Origin of the sequence: Rhodococcus sp. 14-2470-1a, from assembly GCF_002259425.1 — a bacterium.
In the GTDB taxonomy this organism is placed as follows: Bacteria; Actinomycetota; Actinomycetes; order Mycobacteriales; family Mycobacteriaceae; genus Rhodococcoides; species Rhodococcoides fascians_E.
The window spans coordinates 340,796-358,236 of sequence record NZ_NPFZ01000029.1; the positions used below are offsets into that span (position 1 = coordinate 340,796).

At 64.0% G+C, this 17,441-nt stretch carries 21 protein-coding genes; 20 read left to right on the forward strand and 1 reads right to left on the reverse strand.

Annotation, left to right across the window (positions count from 1 at the left end; all coding sequences use genetic code 11):
• The first annotated feature begins 2 nt into the window (after positions 1-2).
• The 20 genes from CH292_RS19305 to CH292_RS19400 all read left to right on the forward strand — a co-directional run bounded on the left by CH292_RS19305 (position 3) and on the right by CH292_RS19400 (position 17,298).
• Complete coding sequence (locus tag CH292_RS19305) at positions 3-434, forward strand: hypothetical protein (protein WP_094655489.1); 432 nt, start codon at positions 3-5, stop codon at positions 432-434.
• Positions 434-859: a hypothetical protein gene (locus CH292_RS19310; protein WP_094655490.1), complete on the forward strand. Its 426-nt coding sequence runs from the start codon at positions 434-436 to the stop codon at positions 857-859. Before CH292_RS19305 ends, CH292_RS19310 begins: the two co-directional genes overlap by 1 nt.
• 19 nt (positions 860-878) lie before the next feature.
• A complete protein-coding gene (locus tag CH292_RS19315; RefSeq protein WP_094655491.1) occupies positions 879-1,136 on the forward strand; it encodes a hypothetical protein in 258 nt (85 codons plus the stop codon).
• Positions 1,137-1,190: 54 nt separating this feature from the next.
• Positions 1,191-1,496 carry a hypothetical protein gene (locus tag CH292_RS19320; RefSeq protein WP_094655492.1) on the forward strand — a complete coding sequence of 102 codons (306 nt, stop codon included), beginning with the start codon at positions 1,191-1,193 and terminating at the stop codon, positions 1,494-1,496.
• Positions 1,496-1,798 carry an HK97 gp10 family phage protein gene (locus tag CH292_RS19325; RefSeq protein WP_094655493.1) on the forward strand — a complete coding sequence of 101 codons (303 nt, stop codon included), beginning with the start codon at positions 1,496-1,498 and terminating at the stop codon, positions 1,796-1,798. Before CH292_RS19320 ends, CH292_RS19325 begins: the two co-directional genes overlap by 1 nt.
• Entirely contained in the window at positions 1,795-2,286 is a 492-nt protein-coding gene (locus tag CH292_RS19330) for a hypothetical protein (protein ID WP_094655553.1), read from the forward strand. Before CH292_RS19325 ends, CH292_RS19330 begins: the two co-directional genes overlap by 4 nt.
• 94 nt (positions 2,287-2,380) lie before the next feature.
• Positions 2,381-2,941, forward strand: coding sequence for a hypothetical protein (locus CH292_RS19335; protein ID WP_094655494.1), 561 nt, complete (start codon positions 2,381-2,383; stop codon positions 2,939-2,941).
• Between the two features lie 49 nt (positions 2,942-2,990).
• Entirely contained in the window at positions 2,991-3,404 is a 414-nt protein-coding gene (locus CH292_RS19340; RefSeq protein WP_094655495.1) for a hypothetical protein, read from the forward strand.
• Positions 3,405-3,493: 89 nt separating this feature from the next.
• A complete protein-coding gene (locus tag CH292_RS19345) occupies positions 3,494-3,853 on the forward strand; it encodes a hypothetical protein (protein WP_143545776.1) in 360 nt (119 codons plus the stop codon).
• 4 nt (positions 3,854-3,857) lie between these two features.
• A complete protein-coding gene (locus CH292_RS19350; protein WP_256978312.1) occupies positions 3,858-8,699 on the forward strand; it encodes a phage tail tape measure protein in 4,842 nt (1,613 codons plus the stop codon).
• On the forward strand, positions 8,696-9,568 hold the full coding sequence (locus CH292_RS19355) for a hypothetical protein (RefSeq protein WP_094655497.1): 873 nt from the start codon (positions 8,696-8,698) through the stop codon (positions 9,566-9,568). Before CH292_RS19350 ends, CH292_RS19355 begins: the two co-directional genes overlap by 4 nt.
• Positions 9,565-11,160, forward strand: coding sequence for a hypothetical protein (locus tag CH292_RS19360; protein ID WP_143545777.1), 1,596 nt, complete (start codon positions 9,565-9,567; stop codon positions 11,158-11,160). Before CH292_RS19355 ends, CH292_RS19360 begins: the two co-directional genes overlap by 4 nt.
• Before the next feature lie 11 nt (positions 11,161-11,171).
• The gene (locus CH292_RS19365) at positions 11,172-11,888 is read left to right on the forward strand and encodes a C39 family peptidase (RefSeq protein ID WP_094655499.1); all 717 of its coding nucleotides are present in this window, start codon (positions 11,172-11,174) and stop codon (positions 11,886-11,888) included.
• A complete protein-coding gene (locus CH292_RS19370; RefSeq protein WP_143545778.1) occupies positions 11,888-12,697 on the forward strand; it encodes a glycoside hydrolase family 19 protein in 810 nt (269 codons plus the stop codon). The genes CH292_RS19365 and CH292_RS19370 overlap by 1 nt, the downstream gene beginning before the upstream one ends.
• Before the next feature lie 2 nt (positions 12,698-12,699).
• Positions 12,700-13,164 (forward strand): hypothetical protein, encoded by a 465-nt coding sequence (locus CH292_RS19375; protein ID WP_094655500.1) that lies wholly within the window; start codon positions 12,700-12,702, stop codon positions 13,162-13,164.
• Positions 13,165-13,166: 2 nt separating this feature from the next.
• Positions 13,167-13,625 (forward strand): hypothetical protein, encoded by a 459-nt coding sequence (locus tag CH292_RS19380; protein ID WP_094655501.1) that lies wholly within the window; start codon positions 13,167-13,169, stop codon positions 13,623-13,625.
• Positions 13,626-14,102: a hypothetical protein gene (locus tag CH292_RS19385; RefSeq protein ID WP_094655502.1), complete on the forward strand. Its 477-nt coding sequence runs from the start codon at positions 13,626-13,628 to the stop codon at positions 14,100-14,102.
• Positions 14,099-14,434 carry a hypothetical protein gene (locus CH292_RS19390; protein WP_094655503.1) on the forward strand — a complete coding sequence of 112 codons (336 nt, stop codon included), beginning with the start codon at positions 14,099-14,101 and terminating at the stop codon, positions 14,432-14,434. Before CH292_RS19385 ends, CH292_RS19390 begins: the two co-directional genes overlap by 4 nt.
• Before the next feature lie 50 nt (positions 14,435-14,484).
• Positions 14,485-15,570: a hypothetical protein gene (locus CH292_RS19395; protein ID WP_094655504.1), complete on the forward strand. Its 1,086-nt coding sequence runs from the start codon at positions 14,485-14,487 to the stop codon at positions 15,568-15,570.
• Complete coding sequence (locus tag CH292_RS19400) at positions 15,571-17,298, forward strand: hypothetical protein (RefSeq protein ID WP_094655505.1); 1,728 nt, start codon at positions 15,571-15,573, stop codon at positions 17,296-17,298.
• Here CH292_RS19400 and CH292_RS28965 read toward each other — a convergent pair.
• A complete protein-coding gene (locus tag CH292_RS28965; RefSeq protein WP_179278010.1) occupies positions 17,289-17,429 on the reverse strand; it encodes a hypothetical protein in 141 nt (46 codons plus the stop codon). The genes CH292_RS19400 and CH292_RS28965 overlap by 10 nt on opposite strands.
• Positions 17,430-17,441: the final 12 nt, after the last annotated feature.

The window sequence follows — 17,441 nt, forward strand, 5'->3', positions numbered from 1 at the left end:
CCATGGCCAGCACGGACCCATTGATCACCGTGCAGGACATGCGAAACGGCACGATGGAGGCCTACCCCGACAGCGATACGGAAGAGCAGCAGCAACTGCAGTTCTTCATCCGTTTCGCGTCGGGTAAGGCTCGTCGCGGGGTTCGCAGGGCCAGCGGCCTCGATCTCGATACTGGTCTCGCCGACGGCACCGTCGATAGAGACCTGTTGACCGGAACGATGGTCGTCGTCGTATTCCGTGCGCTCGAGATGTGGCGTCGCGGCGTCGGCGTACGGAACCGGCAGTATCTCGAAGAGTCGACGGAGTACTCCGACGGCGAAGCAGGCTCGTCGTCGCTGGTGTACTTCACCGAAGACGAGATCGCAGACCTGGTCCCGGACGTCCCCAGCACCAGTGCTCGGGAAGCGTTCACCATCACCCCGATGCCGCGCTGATGGCCAGATACCCCCAGCGCTGGTCGATCCTGCGCGAGAACCCACCGGAGTACGACGAGAGCACAGGGAACTACTTTCCTGTGCCCCCGACGTATCAGGAATGGACGGGACTGCTGCAGCAGCGGTTCCTCGACACCAAGCAGACCGTGATGCCCGGCAATCGGACGCTCGGCGAGCTTGTCCTGCAACTCGACCCGTATCTGCCCGGCGGTCTCAGTGACCGCGACAAACTTCGTTTCGACGGCGACCGCAGGGTCCGCGGCTCCAACGAAGGACTCGGCGGGCTGATCGCGGTCGGTGACATCGTCCACGTTCGGGGACGACCGAAAGAGCGCCGGCCGACACACGGCGGGCGCGTCGACTACATCGTCGCGATCGTCGAGCATGCCTCGGACATGACCGGGAACTCGTCGACGCAACCGTGAGAAGAAGTGGAGATCCGCAATGGATCAGTCGCAGCCGAAACCGTTGCCCCCGTACCCGACCACCGATCACTACCTCGTTCGGCAGCTCGCCGACGATCTCGATGGTCTCGCATTCGGCGAATCGGACTGGCACTTCAACTTCCGCACCGAATCGAACTACTACCGGCCACTCGCGCAGGCCTTCCTGAATGCGCAGGCCGGATGGTTCCTCGACATGCGGACCCGGGAATGGGTCCCGCGAGATCAGTTGTCCGACGAACAGAAAGCGATGACCTGACCAGGTTCATCGCGAATGTGTCGTCCCCCTCAGTACTACCGAAGGAGCAGTTCCATGACCGATCAGGTCACACCCACCGACGGACCTCAGTCGCAGAAGATCATCGTCTGGACCGACAAGGACGGCCGTAAGCACTCGGCCGCGGAAGGATCATTCGCGCACAAGGCGCATCTCGCGGAGAAGGAAGCCGACGCTGCAGTCGCTGCGGATACGGCAGACAGCGACAGCGCCGCTTTTTCCGACGCGGCGAGTTCCGATGCGGACGCCGCGGCTTCCGATCCGACGCCGGCGCAGTTGACGTCGACGGCATCCGGACGGCCCGCCGGACCTCCCAGGGCCGGTTCCGCCAAGCCTTCCTGATGGCCGCACGGCTCACGGTGTACCCCGCGCAGGTCCGCCAGCAGGTCACCGACACCACCTTGGATGACCGAGTGGACATCGCGAAACTGATCGTCGCCGAAGCCCAACCGGTCGCGCCGGTCGACACCGGGTACTTCCAGTCACAGTTCGACGTCGAGACCGAAGGCAGTCGAGTGTTCGCGGTCAACTCCGCGGACGACGCCAGCTACATCGAGTTCGGCACTCTCGACACACCGCCCGCGGCCGTGATGACCGATGCCGCGCGCAATCACGGCAAGTACTCCGGATGGGTGCCGAGATGACACCGAAACTGCGAATCCCGTTCGCCCCCGGAGCCGTACGCGAAGCGCTGCACGACGACGAGGATCTGATCGCTCACGTACCGAAAGAGCTGATCACCACGCGGGACTATCCGGAGAACATCGTCCGCCCGTTCATCGTCATCCGCGGCGCAGGCAACAAGGGCGACGACCCGATGCTGCGGAAACCGTTCGTGCAGATCGACGTCTTCGCCCCACCGCCCGAACTGCTGCGGGCGGAGCCTGCACCGATCCTCGCCGATCCCGAAGAAGTTGCATGGGATCTCGCAGGCCTGTGCGGGCAGATCATCGGGCACACCACCAAGCGGCTGTTCCGGAACTGTTCGTGGAACGGCCGTTGGGTCGACGGCCCCGGTATCGGCCCGCAGATCGACAAGTCTCGCGGCGAGAACATGCCGCTCTACCGCCAGACGGTCCGCGTCGAACTGACAATGACCGTCCGAGAACTGCCCTCCTTCCGGTGGGCATGAACCCCGGTTCGGGGTGTCCTGGCATGCGCCCCGAACCGGGCTCTACACCGACGCGCTCACGGACGTGGGCCGACAACGTTGAAAGGAATCACCCGTGAGCAACCACGCCGATCCGAACAAGGCAGTCGTCTACCTCGACTGCGACTTCTACCGCGCACCCGCCGGAACGCTGTTGCCCGCCAACCCGTTCGCCGAGAATCCGGTGACCGGCTCAAGCCCCGGTGTCGCATGGGATGCCTTCGGTGGTCTGCAGATGGGCTTCGACATGACGCCCTCGCAGGACATCAAGAAGCACCGCGTGATGAACTTCCGCAAATCCGCCTACGGTATGACCTCGTCGCCGCGCGACGACACCATGAAGTTCCGTGCGACAGACCGCTCGAAGGCAACGTTCCTGACCATGCTCGAAGGCGGCGAGGTCATCGAACTGAGCCCCGGCAACTACGAGTACAAGAAGGGCAACGGCGAGGAATTCGCCGTGCTCGCCGTCTGCCGCGACATCACCGCCAACGCCTGGTTCTACTGCGAACGCAACCGTCTCGGCACCCCGCCGCCTCGTTCGTTCAAGGGCGAGGATCTCGACGGCTGGGAGTTCGAGCTCATCGCGCTGAACGAGGTCCGCGAGGGCGGCGACGCGAACCCCCTCGAACCCTGAGCCCAGACCGGTCCTGATCGGCTCCACTTCCCATCGAAGGTGAATTCACATGCCAGAGAACAAATCCAAGAAGGACAAGAACGACGCTCCCCGCCTCGGCGACACTGCCGCGGCGGGGGAGCGGTTCGATCTCGACGACGTGCTCGCAGTCGGCGGTGACCCCGTCGCGTTGCCGATCGTCCCGAACAACTACGAACCCGTGCCCATATCGTTCCTCGGTGTCGACTACGCGATCGGCCGGAGATACACCGGCAGCACGGTCCGAGAATTCTTCGCCCTGATGCGGGTCACGGGCACCGATCGTGCGGCCGAGGTGCTCGACATCGTCCTCACAGATGGTGATCCGAACCAGCTGTGGTCCGACATCTCGCCGCTGAGCATCTACGAGTCGAACAAACTGTTCGAGGCCATCTACAAGATCGCCGGCTTGATGAACCTGTCGGGGAAATTCTTGGCGTCCTGACCGCCCTCGAAGACGAGGACGGTTGGGACGCATGCCTCGCCTCACTGCGCGTGCACGCTCATCTGGACCTGCGCGCAGAGCTGAACACGATGCAGTGGCAGGACCTGTGCGCGCTGGTCCATGACGCGCTCGAACGCGACACGCAGCAGCACCGCGACTCCGAGAACATCGCCATGCTGCTCGACCGCGACAACTTCTATCTCGACGCCGAATATCAACAATGGATCACCGATCCGAACGATCCAAAGGTCAAGGCGGACCACCTCGCTCGCAAGCAACGAGGGGTCACCCCGCCACCCAAGCCGATGCTGTATCCGATCGCGCTGCGCCGTCCGGAACTGGCCGAGATCCATATGACGCGCTACCGCGAAATCGCCGAGCACTATGCCTCGCCTGCCGCCGATCGACCGATGACGTTGGCAGAAGTTCTGAAGATGCGAAAGAGGTGATCGTGTGCCCGGTGGTCGGATAGACGTCGAAGTCGCGATCAACGCGCGCAACGCGCCTGCGGATCTGCAGCGGACGCTCGCACCTGCGATGACCCAGGCGAAGGCCTTCGCGGGCGCGATGGGTTTGGCTATCGGCGGCGCTGCCGTCGCTGCCGGTGTCAAGCAGATCATCGACATCGGCAACGACTACACGACCACGATGAACACCCTGCAGGCTGTCACTCGTGGCACCGAGGAGCAATTGGCAGCCGCGGGCGAGCGCGCCAAGGCACTGGGCAACGATATCTCGTTGCCGGGCACGTCGGCGTCGGACGCTGCGGCGGCGATGACCGAACTCGCCAAGGGCGGGTTCTCGATTCAACAGTCGATGGATGCAGCGAAAGGTACGTTGCAGCTCGCGGCAGCGGCACAGATCGACGCCGCGTCTGCCGCGACGATTCAGTCGCAGGCCCTGCAGTCCTTCGGTCTCAATGCCGACTATGCCGCGAAGGTGTCGGACGTCCTGGCGAACTCGGCGAATGCGAGTTCTGCCGAGATCACTGACGTGGCATCGGGTTTGCAGCAGTCCGGTGCTGTGGCGAATCAGTTCGGTATGTCGATCGAGGACACCGCGGCCACGCTCGGTGTGCTGGCCAACGCGGGCATTCAGGGGTCCGACGCTGGCACGTTGCTCAAGTCGACACTGTTGGCGCTGACGGACCAGTCGAACCCGGCGCAGGGCGCGATCGAGGATCTCGGTCTGACGGTGTACAACGCGCAGGGCCAGTTCGTCGGCATGTCGGAGCTGTTCCGTCAGCTCGACGAAGCGGCTGCGTCGATGACGCCGGAGCTGTACCAGGCGGCGACGGCAACCCTGTTCGGATCGGATGCGATGCGGCTCGCAGGTGTCGCTGCCGAGCAGGGCCAAGCTGGGTTCGATTCCATGCGCACCGCGGTGGACCGCCAGGGCGCGGCTGCTGAAGTCGCTGCAGCCAAGACCAAGGGGCTTCCCGGTGCCATGGCATCGGCAGGCAACGCCGCCGAGACGCTCGCACTCGGGGTCTACGATCTCGTCGACGGACCTCTGGAAGACCTGATCACCAAGGGCGCGGACTTCGTCACCAACGTCACACCCGGTCTGATCAGCGGCATGCAGAGCGCCGGCGAGGCACTCGCTCCGGTCGCGGGGTTCGTCGGTGACCTCGCGCAGGCCTTCGGTGATCTGCCTGGTCCCGTTCAGGCCGTGGGCATCGCCCTGGGCGCTCTGAAAATATCCGGTCTCGACGACACCATCGGTAGCACCATCAATGGGTGGCGTGAATCGATCTCGGACTTCCGCGCGGAGATGGCCGGCGAGATCGAGATGCAGGCCGCGCTGTCGGGGATCTCGGATGCCGACACCGCCAATCCCTTCGGATCGTTGACGGGCGACGCCGAAGACCTCGCTGGTGCGTTGGAAGAGAACGCGGAACCGATCTCGGAACTCGCAGCTGGGTTGGCGACATTGGAGCGCCGCTCCCCGGCGATCCGGAACATGGCCGAGGGCTACCGCGGGGTCACCGCACGGACGAGGGAGTTCGCCAACCAGCAGAGGGCTGCTGCCGGCAACTCCGGCGCGTTGACCTCCGTGCTGCGCAACGCTACTGCGCGTGCATCGGAATTCGCCGGAGTCGCCGGCGGTACAGCGGTAGCGGGTCTGCGCGGCATGAGGTCAGCTGCCAGTGGTGTCATCGGCGCCCTGGGTGGGCCGTGGATGCTGGGGATCATGGCCGCGACCGCAGCGATCGGTGGCATAGTCGCCGAGAACGACAAGGCTGCGCGTCAGCAGGACATCCTCGCCGACTCCTCGTCCAGGCTGGCTGTGGCTCAGCGCGATGTCGCGAAGGCATTCCAGGAGTCGAACGGTGAAATGTCCGATACCGCCATGGCGGCGATCTCGGCGAACGTCGGCACCGTCCGTGAGGATCTGCAGAGCCTGGCCGACACTGCGCCGGGGTTCTGGGCGCCGTTCGCTGCGGCCGGAAAAGATATCGCCGCTCCCTTTCAGGGTGAGTGGTGGACCGGTACCGAGGAATACGACAAGCTCGAGCAGACCGCAGAAGCGGCTGCGCGGACCAAGGACGCATTCGATTCGCTGAAGATGTCCGATGCCGATCTTGCGGCGTCGGTATCGGGTACCGATCTGGAGTTCGCGCAGTTGACCTCTCAGTTGCGCTCGTCGGGGGAGGGCGGGCAGGAGGCTGCGGACAAGCTGCGGGCGATGCGCACCGAGGTGCAGCAGGCCCGGGAAGTCGCGAAGAACACCACGCCCGGGTTTTACGACCTGCAGGTAGCGGTTGCGACCTTGGCGGATGAGTCGGCAACAGCCGAGCAGCGTATCGATGCGATGCGGGTTGCTCTCGACGTGCTGGCCGGCAAGCCGATTCCGCTGTCGGACGCGCTGCAGAAGTACAACGACCAGGTGCGGGCGACGGCCGATGCGGCAGCGGGTTGGGATCCGGCGGGCGGTGTCGGAGACGCATTGATAGGCGAGGGCGGGGCGGTCAACACTGCAACAGCGAACGGATCCCGTTTGCGCGACATTCTCCTCGACATCAAGGACGCGACAATCGGCGTCGCCAACTCCGGTGGCGATCTCACTCAGGTATGGGCGCAGAACGACACGCAGCTGCAACAGCTGTCGGTGTCCACGGGGGTCAGTGTCGATGCGCTCAGGCGCATGCTCGAGGCCGAGGCGCTCATCCCCAGGAACGTCGAGATGCTCGCCGCTCTCAAGGGCGCCGAGACGGTCGAGCAGCAGCTGCAGGTGATCCGTGGTCTGCTGGACCTCAATGCCGAAGGTGTCGAGATCCCGACGGAAGCGTTGACCGCCGATGCCAAACGCGAACTGGAGCTCGTCGGGGCGAAGGTCGAAGAGGTGGACGGTAAGCCCGGCGTGGTGAAGATCAGCGCCCCGAATGCTGAAGTCCTCGCCCAGATCCAGGCCGTCATCGACCGCAACATCCCGGACAAGACGGTCGGGGTCAACGTCGTCGTCAACAATCCTGGAGAGGTGGACCGTCGGGTCAACGACGCCATCCGTGCCGGTATCGCGGTACCCGGTCAGACCTTCGCCGAGGGTGGAGCCCAGATTCCCGATGGCGCGCTCTCCGGTCCGGGCACAGGGACGTCGGATTCGATGCTGATGTTCACACCGGGATTCGGGTACTGGCGCGGATCGACCGGCGAGCACGTTCTGACAGCCGCAGACGTCGACGCAATGGGTGGGCAGGATGCTGTCTATCAATTCCGAAACATGCTGCACAGCAACACCAGTCCGGTGGCGTCGATGTTCGACGGTTCGCTGCCGGGGTTCGCGGCCGGTGGCGCGTTGGAGCGTGTGGAGGATCTCGGCCGGCGCGGTAACGGTAACCCGTATGGCTGGGGTGATGCGACGGTCTCGAGTGCCGACTGCTCGGGCTGGGTTGCGATTCTGCAGAAGGCCGCGATGGGTCAGGGCGAATCCGGTCGTCTCGGCACGACGTACTCGTTGCTCGGCGGGGAGTGGCCGGGTCTGGTGCCGGGAACGCAGGGCCCCTTTGTCGTCGGCACCAACGAAGAACATATGGCTGCGACGATCAACGGCATCAACTACGAATCCGGTGGCGCGGCCGGATTCATGCAGATGGGCGGCGCCGCTGCCGGAGCTTTCGATCCGCAGTTCACCAACCAGTACTACCTGCCGTGGAACCTGTTTGCGCCACCGTACGATCCGTCGAGTAGCTCGGCGGGCGCCGGATACAGCGTGGAGTCGGCGTCGTCGTACAGCACGTCAGGTGGGTCGCGGAAGAAAGCGACCTGGGCCGAGAAAGATGACCTGGCATTGCAGTCCGCGCAGGTCGCGATCACGCAGGCCGAGGAAGATCTGCAGGCGGCACTGAACAATCCGAAGAAGTCGGAGGCCGATCGAGAGCAGGCCCGGATCAAGGTCGAACGCGCGAAGCAGAAGGTGAAGGATCTCGAAGCGCGCAAGACCGCAGCCGCGCAGGGGCTCGACGCTCCGCCTGCCCCGCAGGCTCCGGAGTTGACAACGAATTTCTCTGACGAAGAGTTGTCGGCGCAGGATTCGGAAGCTGCGGTGGTGCAGGCGAATCTGGATCGCAACGAGGTGTACGCGAATCCGGACTCGACCGAGGAGGAGAAGCGGGCAGCGGACCGCAAGTTGCAGCGAGCGAAGAACGCGCTCGCGAAGGACCGTTCGTCCGGGTCGGATTCGGGGACGGGCGCGTTCACCACGGCGGATCAGTGGTCGTCGGCGATCGGCGGCGTCATCGGTGATTTCTTCACCGAGAACATCGCGGACGTGCTCGGCTACTACGAGGCCGACAACATGGGTCCGCTCGCGAAGGCGGGCGTCGCGGCGGTGACGGGTCTCGCGCAGATGCAGAAGGAGCATCTGGAGGAGAACGCGAAGCTGCTCGATTCGGCGCGGCCTGCCACGAAGGAAGAAATCGACGGTCAGATGCCGGCGACTCCGGGCACTCCGGAGTGGATCAAGCTGCTCGAATCGGGACTGCTGAAGCAGGCACCGATCAAGCTGTACGACACCGGTGGTGAGTGGAAGTCGGGGACGTTGGGGCTGAATATGTCCGGTGAGACCGAGGAAGTTCTCACAGGGTCGATGCGGACATCGGTGGCGCGCGAGCTCGCGCTGGCTCGTGCGGCTCGTCTCGCACCTGCCCCGTCGGCCGCTCCGGAGCGGCGCGAACCGCGGCCGATCTCGGTCACGAACAACGGGTACGACCGGCGTGAGGTGACGGCGGCGATCCGTCAGGCCCGTCACGAGGACGAGTGGTTCTCGAACAACATCAGGATCGGGGAGTCGTGACGTTCTTTCCTGACAACACGGCGAACGTCGTGCTGGCTGGTCCAGGTGAGGCAGCTGATCTTCCGGAGCGGGCGTGGTACCTCTCGGAGCATCATCTCGTCGGCCGAGAGTCCGGCGGGGTGGTGCTCGCCTCCGGGTGGGCGGACTACACCGAACCGAAGGGCAAGCATCTGTGGTTCGAGACCGCGCGCGGAGATGGAGCGATCTGGCTCGGCGCGGTCATCGAACCCCGGCGCTTCTCCATCCCGGTGCTCGTGCACCGCACGCATGGGCAGTACGGGAAACCCTTTCATCAGGTGGAGGATTCGTTCTGGTCGGACATCTGGTATGAGTACCAGTCCCGGCTGTACGTCAACACCAAACGTGGTGTGAAGTTTGTCGACTTCCGGCTCGACGACGCACCCGCAGTGGTGCACGACATCGATCCCGAGTTCGAGGGTTTCCAGCCCTACCTGATTCCGGTGGTGGTGGAGAAGACGTGGTGGTTCGGCACGCCCGAGGAATTCGCCTGGCGTAACGGTGAACCGGTGGAGAAGAAGACGCTGTTCAATTCCGGTGACCGCAAGCAGATGCCGCTGCTGACCCTCAAAGGTCCGGGGGTGTTTCAGATCCCGGACGGTGTCTCGACGAACGTGGTGACGACGCCGAACCTGAAGGCAGGGGAGGTCGTTGTCATGCACACCGACATGTCGGTGAAGCCGAAGTCGAACATGCGCAGCAACTTCTACGGCGATCTCGGCGGGCAGCGGTTCCGTAGCTTCGTGCCCGGCCGTCGGCATATGGAGATGTCCCGGCTCAAGTGCATCGGCGGTAACGCGGCGTCGTCTGCGGTGTTCACCATTCATCCCAAGTCGCGGAGGCCGTTTTGACCGCACCAGTGATCGATTCCGTCGACGCACCCTTGGACGAGTTTTCCGCAGCGGTGTGGAGGGAGCTGCTCGATACGCCGCCGAAACGCGGATCCGCGGCCGAGTACTCGGTGGAGGTGTTCGACCGCAACCTCGTTCCGCTGGGCATGATCACCGACTACGGTGAGGCCCGATTCAAGAAGCAACGCCGCGGTGTCGGGCCCGCGAAGTTGCTGCTGCCGGGGACGACGGAGTTCCACGACCTGCTGATGAAGGCCGACACCACGGTCATCCCGGTGCGGATCACGTACAACAGCACGAATTTCGACGGCTTCGTCGACGTCGCTACCAGCAAGGGCATCAAGGGCAACAAGACGATCACCGTCACGCTGGTCGACTGCAAGATCTTCCTGTCCTGCATCTTCGCGTACCCGATGCCGATCCCAGGTTTCGAGGAGGTGCAGTTTCCACCGGAGGATCTCTATGTCGGACCGAAGAAGGGCGGCATCCACTGGTACTCGGAGCGGAACTTCTTCCGCCTTCGGTTCCGGACCGGGCACTGCCCGGTCACGATGCTGCCGTACAACTTCTTCACCGACAGGTCCGAATGGACCACCATGCAGGCGCGGATGGTCTCACTCGAGGAATTGTTCGATCCGATCCTGAAGGACTCGGACGTCATGATCGAGATGGGCTTCTTCATCAAGGGCCGCGACAAGCAACCGTCCGACCGGGTGACCCTGCTGTCCTCGCAGGTCTGGATGCGGGTGGTCGATCGACCGAAGGCCGGCGGCGTCAACACCGGTGTCGCACCGCTCGACGGTCTCGCGAACACGATCGCGCAGATGATCGCCGACGGCGTCGACTCGCTGATCGGCGGGTTCCTTCCCGGTCTCGCGGAGGCGATCGGCAACAAGCTCCGTCAGTCCGAGATCCCGTCGTGTGGGTGGACGGAAGATTCAGCGGGCATCATCGACGCGACATTGGAAGTGACGCACCCACAGGCGTATTCGGTCATCGTCGGCGGGAAGAGCCCGACCTGGCTGAACAAGCTTTTGCAGATCGCAATCGAGCAGGGGATCATCGCGCTCGCTACCGCGGCGCTGACGGCACTGTCGATTCCGTTGGGTGGTCTCGGCGGGATCATCGGCGCGGTGGCGGGTGCGCTGTCGACGATCCTCGACGATGTGTTCCTGGCGTTTATGAAAGCCACGGACTACAAGGCGAAGAAGGAACTCGGTCCGCTCGCGCGGCCGGAGAAGTTCGTCAACGGTGGGTCCGCCGGCTACACGTTCTCGTCGTACCAGCGGGCGCAGCAGGGCATCTTCGACATCAAGGGCAAGCGCCGCGCGAAGGTGCAGGTCATCGACTGGGCGCCGTTCGGTGCGTTCGAGGACTTCGACATCGGCCACCTGGTGTGGTGGGAGGACGAGGGCGAGCGGTTCACCGATCGGGTCGAGTCGATCGAGGTCGTCGATTCCCGCAACGATCGCGTGCTGGTGGACACCGTCATCGGTGACGACGAGCCGGAGAAGTCGCCGCAGCAGCGCAACCAGGAACGGTTCAAGCGTTTGTTCTCGATGTTCAACGCCATGACCCTCGCTACGAACTGAAGGGAGTCGCCGTGGGCGACATCGTTCTACCGCACAATGTTTCGATCATCCCGCAAGAGACCGGCTATTGGTGCGGACCGGCGTCGTGTCAGGTCGCCCTCGACGTCCGCGGCATCGGTTCGACCGAAGCGGATCTCGCGCGGCAGTTGGGCACCACCCGCAACGGCACGAATCACATTGGGCTGATCACCGACCTGCTGAACCGAAACGTCCCGGCGGACTACATCACCCGCCAGATCCCCGGCAACGATGCGACCCAGGCTCAGCGCGAGCTGCTGTGGTCCGATGTGAAGGCTTCGATCCTCGGCGGCTACGCCGTCGTGGTGAACGTCGTCGTGCCGCCGTCGAATTATCCACGGGGTACCCGCGGTGAGCGAGTCGCCTACGGCGGCGGGATGGTGTACCACTACTTCACCGTCGTCGGATGCAACCCCGACACCCGGGAAGTGTTCGTCGCCGACTCCGGCTTCCGCCCGTACTCGTACTGGATGAACGTCGATCAGCTCGCGAGTTGCATCGCAGGCAAGGGCTACACCGCAACTCCGCGTGTCGCACCGATCCAACCCGCACCGCCGGTCGACACACGATCACCAGCAGACATCGAACTCTCGAAGCGCTTTCAGTCCCGGTCGAAGTACCGAACCAACGACGACGCGATCGGCACCCTCGCGGACTTCCTGCTGTGGACCGACGCCGCGATCCACGAGATGCGCACCGAGGCGATCTGATGGACGCCGGCACCCTGCGCCGCGCCATGCAGGAAACGTACGTCCTGGATTCGGTGATCACCGAGTATCTCCCGCATTTCGAAGAAGCTATGCGCGCAGCACAGATCGACACGGTGCGCCGCGCTGCGGCGTGGTGCAGTCAGATCGGACACGAGTCCGCGGGCCTGCGCTACATGGCCGAGATCGAACGGTCGAATCCCTCGTGGTCGTGGGACCGCACCCGCTACCGTGGCCGCGGACCTATCCAACTGACCTGGGAGAGCAACTACCGCAAGTTCGGTCAGTGGTGCCAGGGCGCCGGCTACGTCGACAACGCAGAGCTATTCGTCGCTTCCCCCGAGCTCGTGGAGCAACCGCGATGGGGATTCCTTGCAGCCTCCTGGTATTGGCTGCGCGGCGGACCACGTGCTGGTCGGATCAATGCCTTCGCCGACGCCGGCGACATCCTCGCTGTCTCACGCTGCGTGAACGGCTGGGTCGATACACCGAATGGCATGCCGGACCGGCAGGCCCGATACGACCGAGCTCTCCGGCTCGGCGACGCGTTGCTACCAACCGAAGGAGTCGAGATGGGCTGGGCAGACGAAGAACTGAGCAAGGAATTCCCGTCGCGGTCGAAGTACCGCAGCAGCGACGAACCGATCGGAACACTCGCCGCATACATCCTGTGGACTGACGCGGCGATCCACGAGATGCGCACCGAGCAGAAAGCTCTGAACGGAGATGCGGAGGCGATCGCACTCGTCAAACGCGAAGCCGACAAGGGCGATGCCGGCGCGAAGGCTGTGCTCGCGAAGATCGGGAAGTAGCGATGACCAAGAACGCGATCGAGATCATCACCGACAACGTCCTCGCCGAGGTGTCCAAACGTTTCGAGGGCGCGATCGCTCAGTTGAACGCAGAGGTCGACACAGCCCGCTCGCGCGGCGAGGCCTTGTTCGATCAGTGGGAAGCCGAAGGCAGAGCGCGGATGGACGAACTGTTCGCCGGTATCCCTGCCGGGGCGGTGATCACAGAGGACGGCGACTTCGATCCGATCGGGTGGATCAAGACGCAGGCGAAATCGCGTGCACTGCGCACCCTCCTGCAGGGGCTGGTGTTCGCGGCGTTGACATCGGCGGTGACAGCTGTCGTTCAGGCTGTGTCGTCGACGGGTTTCGACATTACGGATCTGTCGGATTGGAAGTTGGCGCTGACCCTCGGCGCCGGCGCGTTCGGTACCGCAGTCGTCGGGTATCTGCAGAACGCCCTCGGTATCAAGCCGCCGAAGGTATAGCCGTGGAGAGGGTGCAGGGGAATTACCTGCCGGCATTCAAAGCCGCCGTTCTTGCATTCTTCCTCGGCGGTGCATTCCTCGTCGGGGGACCCGACCGGATCGGCGGACCGTCGTACACGACGGTCCGCGAGACTGGCGGCGAGATTGTTTGGGGGATAGGTTTTCTCGTTCTATCGGTGTTTCTCTTCGCGGCATCGAGATCGAGTCGTGTTCTGTTTCATGCCTACATGGCCGCGGCGACCGGATACGGATTGTTTGCACTCGCTGTTCTCGATGCCGCGCGCGAACTGGAAACCGCAGGGCTCACAGGCATTGTCGTCTACACCTGGGTTGCATGGCTCCATGTCCATGCTGCCGTCGCCTGCTCGCGTAAACGAGTGGCCAAAGCGCTTCTCCGGAACGCACGCCAGCTGCGCGACTGGGTGGCCCGTCCACGGACATCCCAACGAAGGGACCAGTAGATGCAGCCTCTCGTCGTCCGCAGAGCCGGAGCATTCGAGAAGGTGACGTTCGTACTGTCGGGGTGGATCGGTGCCCTCGCTGTCGTCACACCGTTCGAGATCTCCACAGCCTTGGATCGGGCGTGGCCGACGGGGAGCAACCTCTATTTCGCGATCATGGGCCTCGGCGGGCTTGGCGGCTTCATTGCAGTTCGAGCGTCGCGGCGGCAACGCACTGCCGAGCAGATCCGTCACGAATGCCGCGCTGAGGTAACGGCGTTGGTGATCATCGGAGTGTTGTGGTTCGGCTACGGCATCGCCGCGTTCGCGTTGGGGGTGCAGGCCATCGTGGCGGGATCTATCGGCACGTCGGTTCTGGTCGCCTCCTCGTGGCGGGTGATCGAGATCATCCTCGATCTCCGGCGCATGTCCCGCGCCCTGGTCTCACCCAAGCCCGCCGACCCTCCCGCGTTGGGAGAGAGCGAGGCCGAACGATGAACTACATCGACACGGTCGTGCGGGTGCTGGGCGTGATCACTCCGTTGGCCGTGGCGTTACTGGGTTCGCAGCTGTGGAAGCTCACGGCCGAGAACCGCAAGACCAACTCCGAAGCCAAGAACAACGACGCGACCGGAGCGGCAACGTTGTCCGCGGCCGCGCTCACGCTCGTCCTCCCGTACAAACAGCAGGTCGATGAGATGTCGATCCGCATGGGAAAGATGGAGGCCTTCATCGGCGAACAGGTCGACTGGGAGTTGATCGTCGTCGAGAAGTGCAGGCAGAACGGCGGTCCGATGCTTCCCCCGCCGCCGCAGCGCCCCCGATTCTGAACCGTCGTTTCCCTGCGCCTGTTTGAGGCGCATTCGATGAGAGGCATTTCATGGCTGGATTCAACTTCTCGCTGCCGATGACGCTGCGGCTTCGCCTGCACGATCAATGGAACATCCGCACCACCGGCCGGGGTGTCGCCGAGATCGAGGCCGGCAACATGGACGTCGACGTTCTCGCCTACAAGGGCGACGACGGTAAACCTGGCCGCGACGGCACGCCTCCCCAGATCCACCGTGCCGGTGTGCCGGGCGACATCCCGACGATCGGATCGCTCGATCGCGACTGGATCGGTCACGCGTGGATCGTCGACGGATCACGCGACCTGAAGATGGTGGTCGAGGAATACCCGGGCGGGCCGATCAAGTTCGAGACCCTCCCGAATTACCTCGGGGACAAAGGAAACACCGGGGCCATCCCGACCCTCGATGTCCGGTCGACGACGTCGACCGACACCGGCAACGGGTCCGTCACGTTCGAGGAGGTCTCGCCGGGCGCGTACGCCGCGGACTTCATCTTGCGCAAGGGCGACAAGGGTGATCCGTCCCTGGTCCCTGGTCCCGCCGCCGCCGTCGAAGCGGCGACCGACTACGAGGACGGTGGCACCGACGCTGTCACCGGCGACGTCCTCGCGAAGCGTTCCGACGGCAAGTGGGGCCCGCGCAAAGTCCACCAGTCACCCGGTGTCTACAAGAAGGCCGGGTCAGCCAACGACTGGCTCGCAGTGAACACCGGCAACGGGTGGGCGGGTGAGTTCATCCAGATCGTCGCGATGGCGATCCCGGCGCAGCCGTTCGCGTGGGAGCCGGAGGTCGACGGCATGGTCGAGTTCTTCACCTCCGCCAACGTCCGCATCGACCTCGAGTGCCGCCTCGGTGCATTGTCGGGACCGCTCCTCGGCCGCGGCCCGGCTGCGGCGATCAGCGCGTTCACCGGCCAGTGGATTCCGCGGACCCTGGTGCGTGCGACGGACGAGACAACCGCGACACCGTCGGCGTCGTCGACGATCGTCCCGGCGAACACCGCGGTGAACATCTACCTGATTGCGCAGAAGATCGAGTCGTCCGCGCAGACACGGTTGGAGACCCGCAAAGAGCGCGCGTTCCTACGGGTTCGTCCTGTACCTGTGGTGGTCTAGGTGGCCGAGTACTTCGAACCCGGCAAACCGAACATCGGCTACTCGGGCAAGGACCAGGACAAGCCGAAGGGCATCAGCATCGGTAGCTCTGAAGCTTTGCGTGAACTCGGTGCCGTGCTGGCTGGGGATCAGGGTTTCGAGAACACCCCGGATGCGCAGGATCGGGAGTACACGGCGCAGGTGTTGACGGCGGGGTTGTCGGCGCGGATCGGGTCGTTGGAGTCGAAGATGGCGACGGGCGCGGAGTACGTCGACAACTTCAACCGCATCAACTCTTCGACGCTGGGTTCGCCGAATCCGGGGTCAATTCCGGTGTGGGTGCAGTTCGGGTCCGGTCAGCCACTCGAGCTGATCGATCAGGCTGCGCAGATCAATCAGGGTGGGTTGCTACCTGATGATGGGACGCGGTGGGCGTTTTGTCCGCAGGCGGCGTCGTCGAGTGACTACTCGGTGCTCGCGATTGTGCATCCGTTGTCGAAGACCGGGAAGATTGCGGGTAAGGCGCGGACTACGCTGTACGGTCGCTGCAACGCGGCTGGTACGGAGGGTGTGTACGTCGATTTCTGGGGTGCGGACGGTAACACTTTGCCGCACTGCGAGATCGGTCGGTTCACCCGCAACGGCAACACGTTGACTCGGACGCAGTGGCGGGCGAACACCGAACGGTCCTACAACTTTTCGTCGACCATCGAACTTCGTATGGTCGGCACCCGCTATGTCGTGATCGTTGATGGTGTCGAGTTGATCGATCACACCGATGTGTCGTCTTTCCCGATCGACGGTAATCACCGGTATTCGATGTTTTCGTGCATGACGTGGACGGGGTTTTTCGGTGCGAAGCCGCAGTTTTCGGCGGGTCTGACGCAGTTGGCGATCCGCGGTGTCGACCTGACTGCCATCCAGGCAGCTACGGACAAAGCAGAGACCGCACAGCAGACAGCCGAGACTGCCACAACTGTGGTCGGCACTGTGCAGCAGAACCTTGATACTGCCGTCACGACTTTGACGAACCGTATCGAGGAGGTTGCGAACGGTAACGGTGGAGCTTCGGCTGTCCGTGCGTCGTTTTTTCAGGACGGTGTGTGGACGAAGCCGGTCGGCTATTCGCGGCATGTGGTGGTGGTCATCGGCGCCGCATCCGGAGGTGGTCGATCCAACGGTTCGGTTAGCAGTTACGGCATCGGGGGGTATGCGGGTGGTCGCAACGACTTCGAATTCTTTGACTCCGACCTGCCTGCCACCGTCAACTGCGTTATCGGTCTGGGCGGTCTGGGCGCGACCGCTGACGGTCAACCGGGAGCTGCAGGCGGCCAGACCGATTTTGGATCGTATGGGTCTGCAGGTGGCGCACTTCCGACCGCATACGGATTCGGCCAGACCCGTAAAGCACTGCGCGGCGGAGACGGCGGCTACACGTTCAGCAACGCCGAGATCGCCGCCAAGGCTGGATCCGGGCACGGATTCGCGAATGGCGGCGCCGGGGGCACCGGTACAGGCGGCATGGCTGGTGGCGACGGCAACCGGCCTTCCCCGAACACCCTCGCTGAGTATGGAACTGGCGGTGGTGGCGGTGCGCGCAAGTCCGGCACCGGTAATGGTGGTCGCGGCGGTAACGGTGCTGTCCCCGGTGGCCCCGGTGGCGGTGGCGGAGCGTTCGCCACGTTCGGTTTCGCAGGCAACGGCGGCAACGGTGGCGACGGTGCCATCTTCATCACCAGCTACAAGTGAGGCCGTCCGCAGGCGACGTCGTGGGCGGTCCCGAGTGCGACCTGATCCGCGTCGGCGAGATGTCGTCCCCGGTAGATGACTTCGCCGCACTCCATGCAGTTCATCTCCGTGAACCCCAACTCGATCTCCATTGAAGCGAGGAT

What these genes read in the sequence shown, in the direction of transcription:
- CH292_RS19305 (WP_094655489.1), top strand. Translation starts at nt 3, where the DNA reads ATGGCCAGCACGGACCCATTGATCACCGTGCAGGACATGCGAAACGGC.
- CH292_RS19310 (WP_094655490.1), top strand. Translation starts at nt 434, where the DNA reads ATGGCCAGATACCCCCAGCGCTGGTCGATCCTGCGCGAGAACCCACCG.
- CH292_RS19315 (WP_094655491.1), top strand. Translation starts at nt 879, where the DNA reads ATGGATCAGTCGCAGCCGAAACCGTTGCCCCCGTACCCGACCACCGAT.
- CH292_RS19320 (WP_094655492.1), top strand. Translation starts at nt 1,191, where the DNA reads ATGACCGATCAGGTCACACCCACCGACGGACCTCAGTCGCAGAAGATC.
- CH292_RS19325 (WP_094655493.1), top strand. Translation starts at nt 1,496, where the DNA reads ATGGCCGCACGGCTCACGGTGTACCCCGCGCAGGTCCGCCAGCAGGTC.
- CH292_RS19330 (WP_094655553.1), top strand. Translation starts at nt 1,795, where the DNA reads ATGACACCGAAACTGCGAATCCCGTTCGCCCCCGGAGCCGTACGCGAA.
- CH292_RS19340 (WP_094655495.1), top strand. Translation starts at nt 2,991, where the DNA reads ATGCCAGAGAACAAATCCAAGAAGGACAAGAACGACGCTCCCCGCCTC.
- CH292_RS19345 (WP_143545776.1), top strand. Translation starts at nt 3,494, where the DNA reads ATGCAGTGGCAGGACCTGTGCGCGCTGGTCCATGACGCGCTCGAACGC.
- CH292_RS19370 (WP_143545778.1), top strand. Translation starts at nt 11,888, where the DNA reads ATGGACGCCGGCACCCTGCGCCGCGCCATGCAGGAAACGTACGTCCTG.
- CH292_RS19375 (WP_094655500.1), top strand. Translation starts at nt 12,700, where the DNA reads ATGACCAAGAACGCGATCGAGATCATCACCGACAACGTCCTCGCCGAG.
- CH292_RS19385 (WP_094655502.1), top strand. Translation starts at nt 13,626, where the DNA reads ATGCAGCCTCTCGTCGTCCGCAGAGCCGGAGCATTCGAGAAGGTGACG.
- CH292_RS19390 (WP_094655503.1), top strand. Translation starts at nt 14,099, where the DNA reads ATGAACTACATCGACACGGTCGTGCGGGTGCTGGGCGTGATCACTCCG.
- CH292_RS19395 (WP_094655504.1), top strand. Translation starts at nt 14,485, where the DNA reads ATGGCTGGATTCAACTTCTCGCTGCCGATGACGCTGCGGCTTCGCCTG.
- CH292_RS28965 (WP_179278010.1), bottom strand. Translation starts at nt 17,429, where the DNA reads ATGGAGATCGAGTTGGGGTTCACGGAGATGAACTGCATGGAGTGCGGC.